Below are 19177 nucleotides of genomic sequence, written 5' to 3'. Positions count from 1 at the left end.
GCAATCGCCCCCCTGGGTGGATGGCGTGAAATGGCTCACGATTGCTCGAGTGGCGGGGGCGGATGGCGGACGTTCCTGGACTGCTTGCGCCGAGCGTTGGCCGCCAGGTCATGAGGCCCCCGCGGCAAGCGCGGGAACCTCACGACCTGCCGTCCCCAACCACTGCCGTCCTTCGACGGTTTTGCTACCGAGGACGCCGTCAGGGCTCCTGGGCCTGGCGGTCGGCGAGCATCAGAAGCCGCTCGGTGAGTTCCTTTGGAGCGGAAACCATGACCTGATGACCGGTGGGGATCTCGAAGAGTTCCCAGCCGGGCTGGTTGCGGGCGCGCTCGCGCGCGGCGGCGATGGTGAGGAGGGCCGGACGGTTGCAGTCGATGAAGGTGCGTGGGCGCTTCAGCCACGCCGCCTGGTCGAAGTCCAGCGGGCTGTCGTAGACGCCGCCCGGCTGCGGGCGCTGGCAGCGCATCATCCAGTCGAAGTCGTCCGGCTTCAGGCCCATGCCGTTGGGCTCGGTCACCGGCAGGTGGCCGAACTTCGAGATCAACTCGCGACGCTGGATCTGGGTTTCCGGCGTGTGGCGGCTGGACCAGGACTCGCCCGGTTCCGGCACCACGGCGTCCAGGTAGACCAGCCGCGCGATGCGGTCCGGCATCTGATCGGCGACGCCGGTGATCACCATGCCGCTGTAGCTGTGGCCGACGAGCAGGACATCGGCCAGTTCCTCGCACTCAATGACCGCCTTCACATCGTCGATGTGCGTCTGCAGGCGGATGTCCGCGTGCGGCTGATGGGCCCGTTCGCCGACGCCGCTCAACGTCACCGGGAACACCTGATGCCCGGCCGCACGCAACGGTCCGAGCACCCGCTTCCATGCCCAGGCGCCCAGCCAGGCACCGTGCACCAGCACGATGTTCACGCCCTGGCCGGGAGATTCCTCATTCCGGACCTGCGCCGGATCCTTGCTGCTCATGCGATGACCCCTTCCTCGCGCCATGCGGCGATCGCGTCGGGGCCGTGTCCGAGTTCGGCGAGGACCTCGTCGGTGTGCTGCCCCATCAACGGCGGGGGCAATCGGTAGGCCACGGGTGTCTCCGACAGCTTCATCGGACTGGCGACCACCCGCAGCGCATCGCTCTGCGGATGCGCCATCGACACCACCATGCCCCGGTGCTGGACCTGCGGGTCGTCGAAGACTTCAGCCAGGTCGTTGATCGCGCCGCCCGGGACCTTGGCCGCTTCCATCGCATCGAGCCAATGCTGCCGAGGTCTTTCGGCGACGCGGGCGGCCAGCAGCGGGACCAGGTCGTCCCGATGCCGGACCCGCTGCGAGTTGGTCGCGTAGCGCGGATCACGGGGGAGGTCAGGCAGGCCGAGGAGTTCGCAGAACTTGACGAACTGACCGTCGTTGCCCACCGCGACGATCAGGTGCCCATCGCTGGCCTGGAAGACCTGGTACGGCACGATGTTCTGGTGGGCGTTGCCCATGCGGCGCGGCGCCTTGCCGGTCGTCAGGTAGTTGGCGCCGAGGTTGGCCAGCATCGCGACCTGCGTGTCCAGCAGCGCCATGTCGACGACCTGACCCTGGCCTGTCGCGTCCCGGTGGCGGAGCGCGGCGAGGATCGCGACCGTCGCATACATGCCGGTGAAGAGATCGGCCACCGCCACGCCGACCTTCTGCGGCCCGCCGCCGGGCAGCGCGTCGGCCTCGCCGGTGACGCTCATCAGTCCGCCCAGGCCCTGGACCGCGTAGTCATAGCCGGCGCGATCACGGTATGGCCCGGTCTGGCCGAAGCCGGTCACCGAGCAGAACACGAGGCGCGGATTGATCTCGAGCAGCGCCGCGGCGTCGAGCCCGTAGCGGGTCAAGTCGCCGACCTTGTAGTTCTCGACCAGAACGTCGGCCCGCCGCGCCAGCTCCCGGATCAAGTCCTGACCCCGTGGGCTGGCGATGTCGATCGCGACCGAGCGCTTGTTGCGGTTCGCGCCGAGGTAGTAGGCCGCCTCGGCGGTGTCCTGCCCGTCCCGGTCCTTCAGATAGGGAGGCCCCCATCCGCGGGTGTCATCTCCCCCTGGGTGGCCGCCCTTTGGCGGGCGCTCGACCTTGATCACGTCCGCGCCGAGATCGGCCAGCGTCTGCGTGCACCAGGGGCCGGCCAGCACGCGGGAGAGATCCAGCACGCGCACGCCCGTCAGGGCCATGGCGGAGGGCGTGGGGGAGTTCGCTTCGCTCATCGGGGCATTGTGGGGGATGCGGCGGCGGGCCGCGCCGGGGCGCGCGCGGCGTCGTCACGGCCTCGATAATCGTCCGATGCGTTCGTCTTCCCTGCTTGTTTCGATCATCCCGCTGGTGCTGGCCGCCGGGTGCAGTCCGGCGTTGAACTGGCGCAAGGTGAGTCCGGAAGGCGCGCAGGTGCAACTGATGTTTCCTTGCAAGCCAGACCGCGAGGAGCGTACGCAGCCCGGCCCGGCGGGCCAGGCGGTCGCCGTGCGGTCACTGAGCTGCAAGGCGCGGGGGGCCCAGTTCTCGTTGACCTGGACGGATCTCCGGGATGCCGGGGCGACGTCCGCGGCGATGCGTCGCATGCATGAGGGCATCGCCCGGCAGATGGCCCCGCAGGCGTCCGCGCCCTTGGGCGTGCGCGGTATCGCGGCCGATCCGGAAGCGTTCCAGCAATCGTTCGAGGCCCGCGCCGGCCAGCCCCGCCAGCAGGTGCGGCAGGCGGTGTTCTCCCGCGGGGGACGGCTGTATCAGTTGCTGATGCAAGGCGAACGCCTCGACCCGGAAGCCTGGGACGTATTCCTCGGGTCGGTGGAACTGCCGCCTTGAGGGTGGGGGGCTGCATCCTCCCCACGATTGAGGGTTTGTGCGAGCCACGCCCGCACCATGCTGCGCCGCACGATAATGATCGCCATGTCCGGCCTGCTGTTGATCGCTCACGCCCCGCTGGCCACCGCGCTGAAGCAGGTGGCCGAGCACACGTTCCCGCATTGCTCGCTGCAGCTGAGGGTGCTGGACGTGACGCCTGAGATGAGCGCCGACGACGTCGAGTCGCAGGCGCGCGCGCTGATCATCGCTTCCGGACACCAGCAGACCCTCGTGCTGACCGACGTCTACGGCGCGACACCGACGAATGCGGCGCTGCGCCTGCAGGGCGAGCAGGTGAAGGTGTTGACCGGCGTCAACGTGCCGATGCTGTGGCGCTCGTTGTGCTACGCCGGCGAAGGCCTGGAGGCGCTGGTCCAGCGCGCCAGCCAGGGCGGCACCCAGGGCATCCTGTGCGACGCGACGGCGCCCTGCGCCTCCAACAATTCCTCGTCCCATCCTTCCTGCACATGATCAAGTCGACCCTCACCATCAGCAACAAGCTGGGCCTGCATGCCCGGGCCTCGGCGAAGTTGACGAAGTTGGCGGGAGGATTCAAGGCGGAGGTCTTCATGACCCGCAACGGCCGTCGCGTGAATGCCAAGAGCATCATGGGCGTCATGATGCTGGCGGCGGGCATCGGCGCGGAAGTCGAACTCGAGACCTCCGGCGAGGACGAACAGTCCGCGCACGATGCGATCACGGCGCTGGTCAACGACAAGTTCGGCGAAGGCCAGTAAGGCGAACGCCAGCCCCTCCAATTGCCCCGACGAACCACGCGGTCCGAAGAAGCCGGAGCGCCGGTACCCTGCGGAGCGAATGCCGAGCGTGAGGAGGCGATTGAGCGGAGCGGGGTACCGGCGCTCCGGCTTCGCAGCGCTGTGCTCAACGCCCCAGGAAGTGCTTCCGGTACCGCGCCGGCAGATCCGCGATGCGCATGATCATCGGCAGGTCTGCGGTATTGAAGTCCGGATCCCAGGCCGGCCGGCCGAGGATGCGCGCGCCGACCCGCAGGTAGCCCTTGATCAGGGGCGGTGGCTCGACCACCAGGTCCTGACGCAGTTCGTCGACCGGCAGCGGCAGGCGCGGGCGCACTTGCCAGGCGATGTCCGCCATGTGACTGGCGTCCAGCTGGCGCCACAGGCTGGCGGCGTAGTGACCGCCGTCGCGCATGCTGATGCTGGCGCAGCCGATCATCGTGTCCAGGTCGTTGCGCACCATGAATTCGGTGAGGGCGCCCCACAGCGCCATGATGGCGCCGCCGTTGCGATGGTCCGGGTGGACGCAGGAGCGGCCCAGTTCAACCATGCGCGGACGCAGCGAGCGCAGGCGGGTCAGGTCGAACTCGGTTTCGCTGTACAGCCCGCCGGCGCGGCGGGCCGCCTCCGGCGTCAGCACCCGGTAGGTGCCGATCACCTCGCCGGGCTGCCCGTGCTTGTCGAGCGTGCGCACCAGCAGGTGCTCGCAGAAGGGGTCGAAGAGGTCGATGTCATGCCCGGTGGGCGCGCCGACCGGCACGCTCAGGCGCGCGCCCATCTCATCGACGAAGACCTGGTACCTCAGGCGCTGGGCCTGGCGGACTTCGTCCTCCGTGCGCGCCCAACCCACGTGGAAGCGAGTGCGCGCAGCATCGACAGCGACGTCTTGCGAACTGGCTGGAAGTGACCTCCGAGGCGCTTCGACAGGGCGCAGATCGGAGAAGGGCAGGGTAGGCAGCGGCAGATCCCTCATGGCAAAGCCTCGCTGAAGTGATGGCCGCGATGCTGAGCGGGCGGGGTGACGCGTCGGTGACCCTCAAGTGAACGAACCGTGACAGTCGCGGCCTCGTCACGTTCATGCATCGGGGTGATTGACGCCGGCTCCACAGAGGTTTTCGCGGAGTTCACCTTCGTCCACCGGGGGATTCGGAACCCGCTGCTAAAGTCGGCGCATGAGTTTCCAGGTCTTCGGCATTCCCGTTTCTCGCGGCGTGGCGATCGGCCGCGCGGTGCTGGTCGCTTCCAGCCGCGTCGACGTCGCGCATTACTTCATCGCCGCCGCCGATGCGGAGCAGGAGTACGCCCGCCTGGTGCGGGGCCGCGATGTGGTCACCCGTGAATTGCAGGGGCTGAAGGCCGAACTGCCGGAGGACGCGCCGCACGAACTCGACGCGCTGCTGGATGTCCACCTGCTGCTGCTGAACGACGAGGCCCTCGTCGACACGGCGCGCGACTGGATCGTCGATCGTCACTACAACGCCGAATGGGCGCTGTCGGCTCAGCTGGAAGTCCTGGCGCGTCAGTTCGACGAAATGGAAGACGACTACCTGCGCGAGCGCAAGGCGGATCTGGAACAGGTCGTCGAGCGCATCCTGGCCGCCCTCGCCGCGGAACTGGACGATGCGCCCGCCGGCGGACCGGCCGCGGTGGTGGCCCGGGACTTCGCCGGAGAGGATCCGCTGCTGCTGGTGGCCGCCGACATCGCGCCCGCCGACATGATCCAGTTCAAGCGCAGCGTCTTTCAGGGCTTCATCACCGACATCGGGGGGAAGACCTCGCATACCGCGATCGTGGCGCGCAGCATGGCCATCCCCGCCGTGGTGGGGACGCGAGAGGCCTCGCGGCTGATCCGCCAGGACGATTGGGTCATCATCGATGGCGACGCGGGGACGGTGATCGTCAACCCGTCCCCCATCGTGCTGGAGGAATACCGCTTCCGGCAGCGGCAGTCGGAACTGGAGAACGCACGTCTCGCGCGTCTGCGGCACACGCCGGCGATCACGATGGATGGGCAGCGCATCGAACTCCACGCCAATATCGAGCTGCCGGGCGATACGGTGGCGGCGCTGGCTTCCGGCGCAACCGGCGTGGGCCTGTTTCGCAGTGAGTTCCTGTTCATGAATCGCGACGGCGACCTGCCCAGCGAGGAAGAGCAATTCGCCGCCTACAAGAGTGCGGTCGAAGCGATGGCCGGTCTGCCGGTGACGATCCGCACGGTTGATATCGGCGCCGACAAGCCGCTGGACCGGATGTCGGTCAACGAGCTGCGACACGAACATGTGCTCAACCCGGCCATGGGCCTCCGGGCGATCCGGTGGAGTCTCGCGGAGCCGAGCATGTTCCGCCAGCAACTGCGCGCGATCTATCGGGCGAGCGCGTTCGGCAAGGTGAAGCTGCTGATCCCGATGGTCGCCCATCTCGGGGAGATCCGTCAGGTCCAGGAGGCCGCCAAACGTGTGAAGGTTCAGCTTGACGATGCGGGTCAGCCTTATGGCGAAGTCGAACTCGGTGTGATGGTGGAGGTGCCCGCGGCGGCGATCATGCTGCCGCAACTGCTCAGGCATGTGGACTTCGTGTCGATCGGGACCAACGACCTCATCCAGTACACGTTGGCCATCGACCGCGCCGATGAGGCGGTCGCCCATCTCTATGACCCGTGGCATCCCGCAGTCCTCCATCTGCTGGCGCATTCGATCGCGCAGGCACGAGCGGCCGGGAAGGAAGTCAGCGTCTGCGGCGAAATGGCGGGCGACGCCGCCTTCACCGATCTGCTCCTGAGCATGGGGCTGACCAGTTTCTCGATGCACCCGTCGCAGATCCCTTCGGTCAAGCAACGGATCCTGCGGGCGGACGTGCCGCGGCTGGCTGCTGCGCTGCCTCGCATCCTGGAGAGCGATGAGCCGGCGAAAGTCGCTCTGGAAGTACTCGCGCCGCAATCCCGCCTGCATTGAGCCGCGCGCCCTCGGGCGGCTGCGGTCGAACATCGCACCTCCCAAGCAAGTCGTATTGGGGGAGTTGCACGGGTGAAAAAACTCGTGCTAGACTAGCGGTCTTCGCTGTTCACGACAACGTTCTGAACGGCGGCCTCGGAGGGTATGCCGAGGTAGTCAAGTGAATAACTAGCAAAAGCCAGTTTTCATTTGGCGGCGAGATTCTCGCAGTCGCTGATGAAAATAATTTCTCTGACTGCTTGACGGGTTCGAAAGAAATCGTTCATAATCTCGCTTCTGCGCTGCTGACGACAAATCAGCGGTGCGACGAGGCAAGGCGAAAAGCCTGAAGCGAAAGCTGCTTCGATGTTCTTTAAGAATTTACAGCCGATAAGCGTGGGCGTCTGGACGAGCGACCTGAGAAGGTTAAATCGCTAGATGCTCACGGAAGATATGAATGAAGCTATGAAAGTAGTCTTTGTTCGATTCCGTTGAGTTTATTCAAGATCGAACTGTAGAGTTTGATCCTGGCTCAGATTGAACGCTGGCGGCATGCCTTACACATGCAAGTCGAACGGTAACGCGGGGCAACCTGGCGACGAGTGGCGAACGGGTGAGTAATATATCGGAACGTGCCCAGTTGTGGGGGATAACTGCTCGAAAGAGCAGCTAATACCGCATACGACCTGAGGGTGAAAGCGGGGGATCGCAAGACCTCGCGCAATTGGAGCGGCCGATATCAGATTAGGTAGTTGGTGGGGTAAAGGCCTACCAAGCCGACGATCTGTAGCTGGTCTGAGAGGACGACCAGCCACACTGGGACTGAGACACGGCCCAGACTCCTACGGGAGGCAGCAGTGGGGAATTTTGGACAATGGGGGCAACCCTGATCCAGCCATGCCGCGTGCGGGAAGAAGGCCTTCGGGTTGTAAACCGCTTTTGTCAGGGAAGAAAAGACTCCTACTAATACTGGGGGTTCATGACGGTACCTGAAGAATAAGCACCGGCTAACTACGTGCCAGCAGCCGCGGTAATACGTAGGGTGCAAGCGTTAATCGGAATTACTGGGCGTAAAGCGTGCGCAGGCGGTTATGCAAGACAGATGTGAAATCCCCGGGCTCAACCTGGGAACTGCATTTGTGACTGCATGGCTAGAGTACGGTAGAGGGGGATGGAATTCCGCGTGTAGCAGTGAAATGCGTAGATATGCGGAGGAACACCGATGGCGAAGGCAATCCCCTGGACCTGTACTGACGCTCATGCACGAAAGCGTGGGGAGCAAACAGGATTAGATACCCTGGTAGTCCACGCCCTAAACGATGTCAACTGGTTGTTGGGAGGGTTTCTTCTCAGTAACGTAGCTAACGCGTGAAGTTGACCGCCTGGGGAGTACGGCCGCAAGGTTGAAACTCAAAGGAATTGACGGGGACCCGCACAAGCGGTGGATGATGTGGTTTAATTCGATGCAACGCGAAAAACCTTACCTACCCTTGACATGCCAGGAATCCTGCAGAGATGTGGGAGTGCTCGAAAGAGAACCTGGACACAGGTGCTGCATGGCCGTCGTCAGCTCGTGTCGTGAGATGTTGGGTTAAGTCCCGCAACGAGCGCAACCCTTGTCATTAGTTGCTACGAAAGGGCACTCTAATGAGACTGCCGGTGACAAACCGGAGGAAGGTGGGGATGACGTCAGGTCATCATGGCCCTTATGGGTAGGGCTACACACGTCATACAATGGCCGGGACAGAGGGCTGCCAACCCGCGAGGGGGAGCTAATCCCAGAAACCCGGTCGTAGTCCGGATCGCAGTCTGCAACTCGACTGCGTGAAGTCGGAATCGCTAGTAATCGCGGATCAGCTTGCCGCGGTGAATACGTTCCCGGGTCTTGTACACACCGCCCGTCACACCATGGGAGCGGGTTCTGCCAGAAGTAGTTAGCCTAACCGCAAGGGGGGCGATTACCACGGCAGGGTTCGTGACTGGGGTGAAGTCGTAACAAGGTAGCCGTATCGGAAGGTGCGGCTGGATCACCTCCTTTCTAGAGAATGACGAGACCGTCGGGTTGCTTAGGCAGCTCGGGAGAGTCGAGTTGAAAAATGCGAGTTCAGCGCGCCCACACTTATCGGCTGTAGACACACAACAGTGAGTGAGAAAACGCGTGAGCCTGGCGAGCTGGCCTTGCCGGTTGGCGCGATACAGGAGCACGCATGAAACGCGTGGGTCTGTAGCTCAGTCGGTTAGAGCACCGTCTTGATAAGGCGGGGGTCGCTGGTTCGAATCCAGCCAGACCCACCACGAGGGTCGTCAAGATCTTGGGGGATTAGCTCAGCTGGGAGAGCACCTGCTTTGCAAGCAGGGGGTCGTCGGTTCGATCCCGTCATCCTCCACCAATCACTTCACATGGGTGGCAAACCACAGCGTCAAGAATGGCGTTGTGGTTTGCCAGTCTCGACATTCATGTCGGCTGTTGTTCTTTAACAATTCGTAGAGTCGAATCAGCGTTGCTGGCGGAAAGCCGGCGCTCGTAAAGGGGCGTCCGGCACCGTGCCGCCAGCGACATTTGATTGCGTCAACAAACTTCAACTCTGAAAAGAGTAGAAATTGAAGAACGGCGAACGCGTGATACTCAAATAAATGCTCAAGTTGTTGAGCATCTGTCCTTGACGACATCTGCGGATGTCAAAGTTATAGGGTCAAGTGACTAAGTGCATGTGGTGGATGCCTTGGCGATTACAGGCGACGAAGGACGTGATAGCCTGCGATAAGCTTCGGGGAGCTGGCAAATAAGCTTTGATCCGGAGATTTCCGAATGGGGAAACCCACCTCGTTTAGAGGTATCGCACACTGAATACATAGGTGTGCGAGGCGAACCGGGTGAACTGAAACATCTCAGTAGCTCGAGGAAAAGACATCAACCGAGATTCCGAAAGTAGTGGCGAGCGAAATCGGAGTAGCCCTCGTGTTTTAGCAGTTGGCATATCAGAACGGAATGGAAAGTCCGGCCATAGCGGGTGATAGCCCCGTATGAGAAATGTCGATTGTGGAACTAGGCACGAATAGAGTAGGGCGGGACACGTGAAATCCTGTCTGAATATGGGGGGACCATCCTCCAAGGCTAAATACTCGTAATCGACCGATAGTGAACAAGTACCGTGAGGGAAAGGCGAAAAGAACCCCGGGAGGGGAGTGAAATAGATCCTGAAACCGCATGCATACAAAAAGTAGGAGCCCGCAAGGGTGACTGCGTACCTTTTGTATAATGGGTCAGCGACTTACATTCAGTGGCGAGGTTAACCGAATAGGGTAGCCGTAGAGAAATCGAGTCCGAATAGGGCGATTTAGTCGCTGGGTGTAGACCCGAAACCAGGTGATCTATCCATGGCCAGGATGAAGGTACCGTAACAGGTGCTGGAGGTCCGAACCGACTAGTGTTGCAAAACTAGCGGATGAGCTGTGGATAGGGGTGAAAGGCTAAACAAACCTGGAGATAGCTGGTTCTCTCCGAAAACTATTTAGGTAGTGCCTCAAGTATTACCTTCGGGGGTAGAGCACTGTTTAGGCTAGGGGGTCATGGCGACTTACCAAACCTATGCAAACTCCGAATACCGAAGAGTACAGCTTGGGAGACAGAGCACCGGGTGCTAACGTCCGGACTCAAGAGGGAAACAACCCAGACCGCCAGCTAAGGTCCCTAAAATTGGCTAAGTGGGAAACGAAGTGGGAAGGCTAAAACAGTCAGGATGTTGGCTTAGAAGCAGCCATCATTTAAAGAAAGCGTAATAGCTCACTGATCGAGTCGTCCTGCGCGGAAGATGTAACGGGGCTAAGCCAGTTACCGAAGCTGCGGATGCACAGTTTACTGTGCGTGGTAGGAGAGCGTTCTGTACGCCTGTGAAGGTGGGTCGTGAGGCCTGCTGGAGGTATCAGAAGTGCGAATGCTGACATGAGTAGCGTTAAAGGGGGTGAAAAGCCCCCTCGCCGAAAGCGCAAGGTTTCCTACGCAACGTTCATCGGCGTAGGGTGAGTCGGCCCCTAAGGCGAGGCAGAGATGCGTAGCTGATGGGAAACAGGTCAATATTCCTGTACCGATCAATAGTGCGATGTGGGGACGGAGAAGGTTAGCTCAGCCGGGTGTTGGATGTCCCGGTTCAAGCCTGTAGTCGTGCCTGGTAGGCAAATCCGCCGGGCTTAGATGAGGGGTGATAACGAGTCTGCTTGCAGACGAAGTGAGTGATACCCTGCTTCCAGGAAAAGCCACTAAGCTTCAGCTATTGACGACCGTACCGCAAACCGACACTGGTGCGCGAGATGAGTATTCTAAGGCGCTTGAGAGAACTCTGGAGAAGGAACTCGGCAAATTGACACCGTAACTTCGGAAGAAGGTGTGCCTTTAGTAGGTGATCCATTTACTTGGTGAGCCCAATGAGGCCGCAGAGAATCGGTGGCTGCAACTGTTTATTAAAAACACAGCACTCTGCAAAGACGAAAGTCGACGTATAGGGTGTGACTCCTGCCCGGTGCTGGAAGATTAAATGATGGGGTGCAAGCTCTTGACTGAAGTCCCAGTAAACGGCGGCCGTAACTATAACGGTCCTAAGGTAGCGAAATTCCTTGTCGGGTAAGTTCCGACCTGCACGAATGGAGTAATGATGGCCACACTGTCTCCTCCAGAGACTCAGCGAAGTTGAAATGTTTGTGATGATGCAATCTCCCCGCGGAAAGACGGAAAGACCCCATGAACCTTTACTGTAGCTTTACATTGGACTTTGAACAGATCTGTGTAGGATAGGTGGGAGGCTTTGAAACCTGGTCGCTAGATCAGGTGGAGCCAACGTTGAAATACCACCCTGGTGTGTTTGAGGTTCTAACCTTGGCCCGTTATCCGGGTTGGGGACAGTGTATGGTGGGCAGTTTGACTGGGGCGGTCTCCTCCCAAAGTGTAACGGAGGAGTTCGAAGGTACGCTAAATACGGTCGGAAATCGTGTTGATAGTGCATTGGCATAAGCGTGCTTGACTGCGAGACTGACAAGTCGAGCAGGTACGAAAGTAGGACAAAGTGATCCGGTGGTTCTGTATGGAAGGGCCATCGCTCAACGGATAAAAGGTACTCTGGGGATAACAGGCTGATACCGCCCAAGAGTTCATATCGACGGCGGTGTTTGGCACCTCGATGTCGGCTCATCTCATCCTGGGGCTGTAGCCGGTCCCAAGGGTATGGCTGTTCGCCATTTAAAGAGGTACGTGAGCTGGGTTTAAAACGTCGTGAGACAGTTTGGTCCCTATCTTCCGTGGGCGCTGCAAGATTGAGAGAGCCTGCTCCTAGTACGAGAGGACCGGAGTGGACGCACCTCTGGTGTATCGGTTGTCACGCCAGTGGCATCGCCGAGTAGCTAAGTGCGGAAGAGATAACCGCTGAAAGCATCTAAGCGGGAAACTCGTCTCAAGATGAGTCTTGCCGGGGCCTAGAGCCCCCTGAAGGGTCGTTCAAGACCAGGACGTTGATAGGCTGGGTGTGGAAGCGCAGTAATGCGTTAAGCTAACCAGTACTAATTGCCCGTGAGGCTTGACCCTATAACTTTGACACTCAAAACGTCAGGGTGAGTGGTCACGCAGATCGACGCGCATCCCGCTCATGCTGGGAATGCCCGATCAAAACCGTTCTTCAAACCTGAAGACGCAATCAAACCAAGCTGATTTGACTCTACCGAATTGGGCCTGCTGAGCCCCTCAGCAAGCCAACCAGTCAAGCCTGATGACCATAGCGAGTCGGTCCCACCCCTTCCCATCCCGAACAGGACCGTGAAACGACTCAGCGCCGATGATAGTGCGGATTCCCGTGTGAAAGTAGGTCATCGTCAGGCTAATATCCGGAAGCGCCCGGTCTGAGGACCGGGCGTTCCTTTCTCTGCTTGCAGAGATCAGCGCTTCGCGGAGCGTTGATCTCTGGAGCTGAGGCGGTGTCGATCGGATCATGAGAATGATCGTGAAAGACGCTTGACAAGTTCAAACGAACTCGTTTATAGTCTCATCTCTGCGCTGCTGACGACAAATCAGCGGTGCGACGAAGCAAGGCGAAAAGCCTGAAGCGAAAGCTGCTTCGATGTTCTTTAAGAATTTACAGCCGATAAGCGTGGGCGTCTGGACGAGCGACCTGAGAAGGTTAAATCGCTAGATGCTCACGGAAGATATGAATGAAGCTATGAAAGTAGTCTTTGTTCGATTCCGTTGAGTTTATTCAAGATCGAACTGTAGAGTTTGATCCTGGCTCAGATTGAACGCTGGCGGCATGCCTTACACATGCAAGTCGAACGGTAACGCGGGGCAACCTGGCGACGAGTGGCGAACGGGTGAGTAATATATCGGAACGTGCCCAGTTGTGGGGGATAACTGCTCGAAAGAGCAGCTAATACCGCATACGACCTGAGGGTGAAAGCGGGGGATCGCAAGACCTCGCGCAATTGGAGCGGCCGATATCAGATTAGGTAGTTGGTGGGGTAAAGGCCTACCAAGCCGACGATCTGTAGCTGGTCTGAGAGGACGACCAGCCACACTGGGACTGAGACACGGCCCAGACTCCTACGGGAGGCAGCAGTGGGGAATTTTGGACAATGGGGGCAACCCTGATCCAGCCATGCCGCGTGCGGGAAGAAGGCCTTCGGGTTGTAAACCGCTTTTGTCAGGGAAGAAAAGACTCCTACTAATACTGGGGGTTCATGACGGTACCTGAAGAATAAGCACCGGCTAACTACGTGCCAGCAGCCGCGGTAATACGTAGGGTGCAAGCGTTAATCGGAATTACTGGGCGTAAAGCGTGCGCAGGCGGTTATGCAAGACAGATGTGAAATCCCCGGGCTCAACCTGGGAACTGCATTTGTGACTGCATGGCTAGAGTACGGTAGAGGGGGATGGAATTCCGCGTGTAGCAGTGAAATGCGTAGATATGCGGAGGAACACCGATGGCGAAGGCAATCCCCTGGACCTGTACTGACGCTCATGCACGAAAGCGTGGGGAGCAAACAGGATTAGATACCCTGGTAGTCCACGCCCTAAACGATGTCAACTGGTTGTTGGGAGGGTTTCTTCTCAGTAACGTAGCTAACGCGTGAAGTTGACCGCCTGGGGAGTACGGCCGCAAGGTTGAAACTCAAAGGAATTGACGGGGACCCGCACAAGCGGTGGATGATGTGGTTTAATTCGATGCAACGCGAAAAACCTTACCTACCCTTGACATGCCAGGAATCCTGCAGAGATGTGGGAGTGCTCGAAAGAGAACCTGGACACAGGTGCTGCATGGCCGTCGTCAGCTCGTGTCGTGAGATGTTGGGTTAAGTCCCGCAACGAGCGCAACCCTTGTCATTAGTTGCTACGAAAGGGCACTCTAATGAGACTGCCGGTGACAAACCGGAGGAAGGTGGGGATGACGTCAGGTCATCATGGCCCTTATGGGTAGGGCTACACACGTCATACAATGGCCGGGACAGAGGGCTGCCAACCCGCGAGGGGGAGCTAATCCCAGAAACCCGGTCGTAGTCCGGATCGCAGTCTGCAACTCGACTGCGTGAAGTCGGAATCGCTAGTAATCGCGGATCAGCTTGCCGCGGTGAATACGTTCCCGGGTCTTGTACACACCGCCCGTCACACCATGGGAGCGGGTTCTGCCAGAAGTAGTTAGCCTAACCGCAAGGGGGGCGATTACCACGGCAGGGTTCGTGACTGGGGTGAAGTCGTAACAAGGTAGCCGTATCGGAAGGTGCGGCTGGATCACCTCCTTTCTAGAGAATGACGAGACCGTCGGGTTGCTTAGGCAGCTCGGGAGAGTCGAGTTGAAAAATGCGAGTTCAGCGCGCCCACACTTATCGGCTGTAGACACACAACAGTGAGTGAGAAAACGCGTGAGCCTGGCGAGCTGGCCTTGCCGGTTGGCGCGATACAGGAGCACGCATGAAACGCGTGGGTCTGTAGCTCAGTCGGTTAGAGCACCGTCTTGATAAGGCGGGGGTCGCTGGTTCGAATCCAGCCAGACCCACCACGAGGGTCGTCAAGATCTTGGGGGATTAGCTCAGCTGGGAGAGCACCTGCTTTGCAAGCAGGGGGTCGTCGGTTCGATCCCGTCATCCTCCACCAATCACTTCACATGGGTGGCAAACCACAGCGTCAAGAATGGCGTTGTGGTTTGCCAGTCTCGACATTCATGTCGGCTGTTGTTCTTTAACAATTCGTAGAGTCGAATCAGCGTTGCTGGCGGAAAGCCGGCGCTCGTAAAGGGGCGTCCGGCACCGTGCCGCCAGCGACATTTGATTGCGTCAACAAACTTCAACTCTGAAAAGAGTAGAAATTGAAGAACGGCGAACGCGTGATACTCAAATAAATGCTCAAGTTGTTGAGCATCTGTCCTTGACGACATCTGCGGATGTCAAAGTTATAGGGTCAAGTGACTAAGTGCATGTGGTGGATGCCTTGGCGATTACAGGCGACGAAGGACGTGATAGCCTGCGATAAGCTTCGGGGAGCTGGCAAATAAGCTTTGATCCGGAGATTTCCGAATGGGGAAACCCACCTCGTTTAGAGGTATCGCACACTGAATACATAGGTGTGCGAGGCGAACCGGGTGAACTGAAACATCTCAGTAGCTCGAGGAAAAGACATCAACCGAGATTCCGAAAGTAGTGGCGAGCGAAATCGGAGTAGCCCTCGTGTTTTAGCAGTTGGCATATCAGAACGGAATGGAAAGTCCGGCCATAGCGGGTGATAGCCCCGTATGAGAAATGTCGATTGTGGAACTAGGCACGAATAGAGTAGGGCGGGACACGTGAAATCCTGTCTGAATATGGGGGGACCATCCTCCAAGGCTAAATACTCGTAATCGACCGATAGTGAACAAGTACCGTGAGGGAAAGGCGAAAAGAACCCCGGGAGGGGAGTGAAATAGATCCTGAAACCGCATGCATACAAAAAGTAGGAGCCCGCAAGGGTGACTGCGTACCTTTTGTATAATGGGTCAGCGACTTACATTCAGTGGCGAGGTTAACCGAATAGGGTAGCCGTAGAGAAATCGAGTCCGAATAGGGCGATTTAGTCGCTGGGTGTAGACCCGAAACCAGGTGATCTATCCATGGCCAGGATGAAGGTACCGTAACAGGTGCTGGAGGTCCGAACCGACTAGTGTTGCAAAACTAGCGGATGAGCTGTGGATAGGGGTGAAAGGCTAAACAAACCTGGAGATAGCTGGTTCTCTCCGAAAACTATTTAGGTAGTGCCTCAAGTATTACCTTCGGGGGTAGAGCACTGTTTAGGCTAGGGGGTCATGGCGACTTACCAAACCTATGCAAACTCCGAATACCGAAGAGTACAGCTTGGGAGACAGAGCACCGGGTGCTAACGTCCGGACTCAAGAGGGAAACAACCCAGACCGCCAGCTAAGGTCCCTAAAATTGGCTAAGTGGGAAACGAAGTGGGAAGGCTAAAACAGTCAGGATGTTGGCTTAGAAGCAGCCATCATTTAAAGAAAGCGTAATAGCTCACTGATCGAGTCGTCCTGCGCGGAAGATGTAACGGGGCTAAGCCAGTTACCGAAGCTGCGGATGCACAGTTTACTGTGCGTGGTAGGAGAGCGTTCTGTACGCCTGTGAAGGTGGGTCGTGAGGCCTGCTGGAGGTATCAGAAGTGCGAATGCTGACATGAGTAGCGTTAAAGGGGGTGAAAAGCCCCCTCGCCGAAAGCGCAAGGTTTCCTACGCAACGTTCATCGGCGTAGGGTGAGTCGGCCCCTAAGGCGAGGCAGAGATGCGTAGCTGATGGGAAACAGGTCAATATTCCTGTACCGATCAATAGTGCGATGTGGGGACGGAGAAGGTTAGCTCAGCCGGGTGTTGGATGTCCCGGTTCAAGCCTGTAGTCGTGCCTGGTAGGCAAATCCGCCGGGCTTAGATGAGGGGTGATAACGAGTCTGCTTGCAGACGAAGTGAGTGATACCCTGCTTCCAGGAAAAGCCACTAAGCTTCAGCTATTGACGACCGTACCGCAAACCGACACTGGTGCGCGAGATGAGTATTCTAAGGCGCTTGAGAGAACTCTGGAGAAGGAACTCGGCAAATTGACACCGTAACTTCGGAAGAAGGTGTGCCTTTAGTAGGTGATCCATTTACTTGGTGAGCCCAATGAGGCCGCAGAGAATCGGTGGCTGCAACTGTTTATTAAAAACACAGCACTCTGCAAAGACGAAAGTCGACGTATAGGGTGTGACTCCTGCCCGGTGCTGGAAGATTAAATGATGGGGTGCAAGCTCTTGACTGAAGTCCCAGTAAACGGCGGCCGTAACTATAACGGTCCTAAGGTAGCGAAATTCCTTGTCGGGTAAGTTCCGACCTGCACGAATGGAGTAATGATGGCCACACTGTCTCCTCCAGAGACTCAGCGAAGTTGAAATGTTTGTGATGATGCAATCTCCCCGCGGAAAGACGGAAAGACCCCATGAACCTTTACTGTAGCTTTACATTGGACTTTGAACAGATCTGTGTAGGATAGGTGGGAGGCTTTGAAACCTGGTCGCTAGATCAGGTGGAGCCAACGTTGAAATACCACCCTGGTGTGTTTGAGGTTCTAACCTTGGCCCGTTATCCGGGTTGGGGACAGTGTATGGTGGGCAGTTTGACTGGGGCGGTCTCCTCCCAAAGTGTAACGGAGGAGTTCGAAGGTACGCTAAATACGGTCGGAAATCGTGTTGATAGTGCATTGGCATAAGCGTGCTTGACTGCGAGACTGACAAGTCGAGCAGGTACGAAAGTAGGACAAAGTGATCCGGTGGTTCTGTATGGAAGGGCCATCGCTCAACGGATAAAAGGTACTCTGGGGATAACAGGCTGATACCGCCCAAGAGTTCATATCGACGGCGGTGTTTGGCACCTCGATGTCGGCTCATCTCATCCTGGGGCTGTAGCCGGTCCCAAGGGTATGGCTGTTCGCCATTTAAAGAGGTACGTGAGCTGGGTTTAAAACGTCGTGAGACAGTTTGGTCCCTATCTTCCGTGGGCGCTGCAAGATTGAGAGAGCCTGCTCCTAGTACGAGAGGACCGGAGTGGACGCACCTCTGGTGTATCGGTTGTCACGCCAGTGGCATCGCCGAGTAGCTAAGTGCGGAAGAGATAACCGCTGAAAGCATCTAAGCGGGAAACTCGTCTCAAGATGAGTCTTGCCGGGGCCTAGAGCCCCCTGAAGGGTCGTTCAAGACCAGGACGTTGATAGGCTGGGTGTGGAAGCGCAGTAATGCGTTAAGCTAACCAGTACTAATTGCCCGTGAGGCTTGACCCTATAACTTTGACACTCAAAACGTCAGGGTGAGTGGTCACGCAGATCGACGCGCATCCCGCTCATGCTGGGAATGCCCGATCAAAACCGTTCTTCAAACCTGAAGACGCAATCAAACCAAGCTGATTTGACTCTACCGAATTGGGCCTGCTGAGCCCCTCAGCAAGCCAACCAGTCAAGCCTGATGACCATAGCGAGTCGGTCCCACCCCTTCCCATCCCGAACAGGACCGTGAAACGACTCAGCGCCGATGATAGTGCGGATTCCCGTGTGAAAGTAGGTCATCGTCAGGCTAATACCCCGCCAAACCCCTCGATCAGCCATGGTCGAGGGGTTTTGCCTTTTCCGGAAGCAATCTCCGACTTCAACCGCTCGCAGCAGAGATTGTTCGAATTGGCGTCGAGTCCTGTCGCAATGCGCCGGCAAGTACGAGGTTCTGCACCAACTGCGCTGCCCAACCATGTAGCGGATCCGAGTCAAAGAACCGTCTCCAGGTCTGGACCAGGATAGGTGTGCTCGCCAGCCACTCGACCAAGTCCTCCGTTGGGCAGGCTTGAGCTTCGAGCATGTGGAAGACTGTCAGCGCCTTAGCCGCATGCATGGCGTGTTTTCGAGGCTCGCGCTGGAAATACTCGAGTCTTCCGCGTGCAGAGCTCAGGGCGGCTTGTGCATCTTTAAATGGCGAGCCATGACCCGGGATAACGATTCGAGGGTCGAGCGATTCGATGAGGTCCAGCGTCACGCCCACTTGCGCGAACGCGTGTTCGCCGTCGAGCTCCGGAAAAACAATGCCGAAACCCCGTTCCCATAATGCGTCAGCCGAGATCAGTGTCCGGTTCTCCGGCTCAAAAAGGATCACCGAGTGAGGATCATGGCCTGGTGCCGAATGAATCTGCCATTCGTGCCCACCTTGGTACAAGGCTTCGCCGGGAATCAGCTTGCCCGTGGGGCTGAACTGTTCACAGTATTGGCCAGTGGCGCGAAAACTGAGTGCGGACTCGTCCCAGGCCAAGATTGCCGCGAATTCGCCCGGGGGGATCAAAACTGGGCAACGATACTTCGCCGAGAGGGCCGCGTTTCCACCGCAATGATCCGAGTGCAAGTGACTGTTGGCGATCAGCCGGAGCTTTTCACCCGGCCGGAGTGATTCCGCGATCAGTGCGAGCGTCTGTTCACGATGGGACGAGTACCCGGTATCCACCAGGACCGCACCTTCCTCAGGTGTCACGCCATGAAGCAAAATGTTGTTGGAGGAGAGCCATCCGCGCTCCAGCACGGTCATGCCGGCAGGAAGGTCTGGATGGCTCATCGCTCCGCGTCTC

8 protein-coding genes, 4 tRNA genes and 6 rRNA genes are annotated in these 19177 nt (G+C 58.6%); 14 read left to right on the top strand and 4 right to left on the bottom strand.

Annotated elements, in window-relative coordinates; all coding sequences use genetic code 11:
- Positions 1 to 199: 199 nt before the first annotated feature.
- On the bottom strand, positions 200 to 970 hold the full coding sequence (locus ACQ4L4_RS18770; RefSeq protein WP_431100426.1) for an alpha/beta fold hydrolase: 771 nt from the start codon (positions 968 to 970) through the stop codon (positions 200 to 202).
- Positions 967 to 2232, bottom strand: coding sequence for a CaiB/BaiF CoA transferase family protein (locus ACQ4L4_RS18765; protein WP_431100425.1), 1266 nt, complete (start codon positions 2230 to 2232; stop codon positions 967 to 969). The genes ACQ4L4_RS18770 and ACQ4L4_RS18765 overlap by 4 nt, the downstream gene beginning before the upstream one ends.
- Between ACQ4L4_RS18765 and ACQ4L4_RS18760 the strand changes: the two genes are divergently transcribed.
- From ACQ4L4_RS18760 to ACQ4L4_RS18750, 3 genes are all read left to right on the top strand, one after another.
- Positions 2210 to 2827 carry a hypothetical protein gene (locus tag ACQ4L4_RS18760; protein WP_431100424.1) on the top strand — a complete coding sequence of 206 codons (618 nt, stop codon included), beginning with the start codon at positions 2210 to 2212 and terminating at the stop codon, positions 2825 to 2827. The two genes, ACQ4L4_RS18765 and ACQ4L4_RS18760, sit on opposite strands and share 23 nt — an antisense overlap.
- 84 nt (positions 2828 to 2911) lie before the next feature.
- Complete coding sequence (locus ACQ4L4_RS18755; protein ID WP_377159735.1) at positions 2912 to 3337, top strand: PTS sugar transporter subunit IIA; 426 nt, start codon at positions 2912 to 2914, stop codon at positions 3335 to 3337.
- Positions 3334 to 3603: an HPr family phosphocarrier protein gene (locus tag ACQ4L4_RS18750; protein WP_431100423.1), complete on the top strand. Its 270-nt coding sequence runs from the start codon at positions 3334 to 3336 to the stop codon at positions 3601 to 3603. The genes ACQ4L4_RS18755 and ACQ4L4_RS18750 overlap by 4 nt, the downstream gene beginning before the upstream one ends.
- Before the next feature lie 145 nt (positions 3604 to 3748).
- On the opposite strand, the gene ACQ4L4_RS18745 is transcribed toward ACQ4L4_RS18750, so the two are convergent.
- On the bottom strand, positions 3749 to 4594 hold the full coding sequence (locus tag ACQ4L4_RS18745; protein ID WP_431100422.1) for a GNAT family N-acetyltransferase: 846 nt from the start codon (positions 4592 to 4594) through the stop codon (positions 3749 to 3751).
- Positions 4595 to 4793: 199 nt separating this feature from the next.
- On the opposite strand from ACQ4L4_RS18745, the gene ptsP reads away from it, so the two are divergent.
- The 11 genes from ptsP (at position 4794) to rrf (ACQ4L4_RS18690) (ending at position 18148) form a co-directional block, all read left to right on the top strand.
- Entirely contained in the window at positions 4794 to 6572 is a 1779-nt protein-coding gene (ptsP, locus tag ACQ4L4_RS18740) for a phosphoenolpyruvate--protein phosphotransferase (protein ID WP_431100421.1), read from the top strand.
- Between the two features lie 488 nt (positions 6573 to 7060).
- Positions 7061 to 8589 (top strand): 16S ribosomal RNA (locus ACQ4L4_RS18735).
- A gap of 180 nt (positions 8590 to 8769) precedes the next feature.
- Positions 8770 to 8846 (top strand) — tRNA-Ile (locus ACQ4L4_RS18730).
- A gap of 19 nt (positions 8847 to 8865) precedes the next feature.
- Positions 8866 to 8941, top strand: a tRNA-Ala gene (locus ACQ4L4_RS18725).
- A gap of 301 nt (positions 8942 to 9242) precedes the next feature.
- Positions 9243 to 12123: ribosomal RNA gene (locus ACQ4L4_RS18720) — 23S ribosomal RNA — on the top strand.
- Between the two features lie 177 nt (positions 12124 to 12300).
- Positions 12301 to 12413 (top strand): 5S ribosomal RNA (gene rrf / locus ACQ4L4_RS18715).
- A 382-nt stretch (positions 12414 to 12795) separates the two neighbouring features.
- Positions 12796 to 14324 (top strand): 16S ribosomal RNA (locus tag ACQ4L4_RS18710).
- A 180-nt stretch (positions 14325 to 14504) separates the two neighbouring features.
- Positions 14505 to 14581: transfer RNA gene (locus ACQ4L4_RS18705), tRNA-Ile, on the top strand.
- Positions 14582 to 14600: 19 nt separating this feature from the next.
- A tRNA-Ala gene (locus tag ACQ4L4_RS18700) sits at positions 14601 to 14676 on the top strand.
- Positions 14677 to 14977: 301 nt separating this feature from the next.
- Positions 14978 to 17858: ribosomal RNA gene (locus ACQ4L4_RS18695) — 23S ribosomal RNA — on the top strand.
- A gap of 177 nt (positions 17859 to 18035) precedes the next feature.
- A 5S ribosomal RNA gene (rrf, locus tag ACQ4L4_RS18690) occupies positions 18036 to 18148 on the top strand.
- The 16S, 23S and 5S rRNA genes sit together here with 4 tRNA genes alongside, the layout of an rRNA operon.
- Positions 18149 to 18219: 71 nt before the next feature.
- Here rrf (ACQ4L4_RS18690) and ACQ4L4_RS18685 read toward each other — a convergent pair.
- Positions 18220 to 19164: an MBL fold metallo-hydrolase gene (locus ACQ4L4_RS18685; RefSeq protein ID WP_431100420.1), complete on the bottom strand. Its 945-nt coding sequence runs from the start codon at positions 19162 to 19164 to the stop codon at positions 18220 to 18222.
- Positions 19165 to 19177 lie beyond the last annotated feature (13 nt).

This window comes from Roseateles noduli, assembly GCF_050626985.1.
Taxonomy (GTDB): domain Bacteria; phylum Pseudomonadota; class Gammaproteobacteria; order Burkholderiales; family Burkholderiaceae_C; genus Roseateles; species Roseateles noduli_A.
Note: the sequence above shows the minus strand (reverse complement) of the source record. Positions and strands in the feature narration are given on the sequence as shown.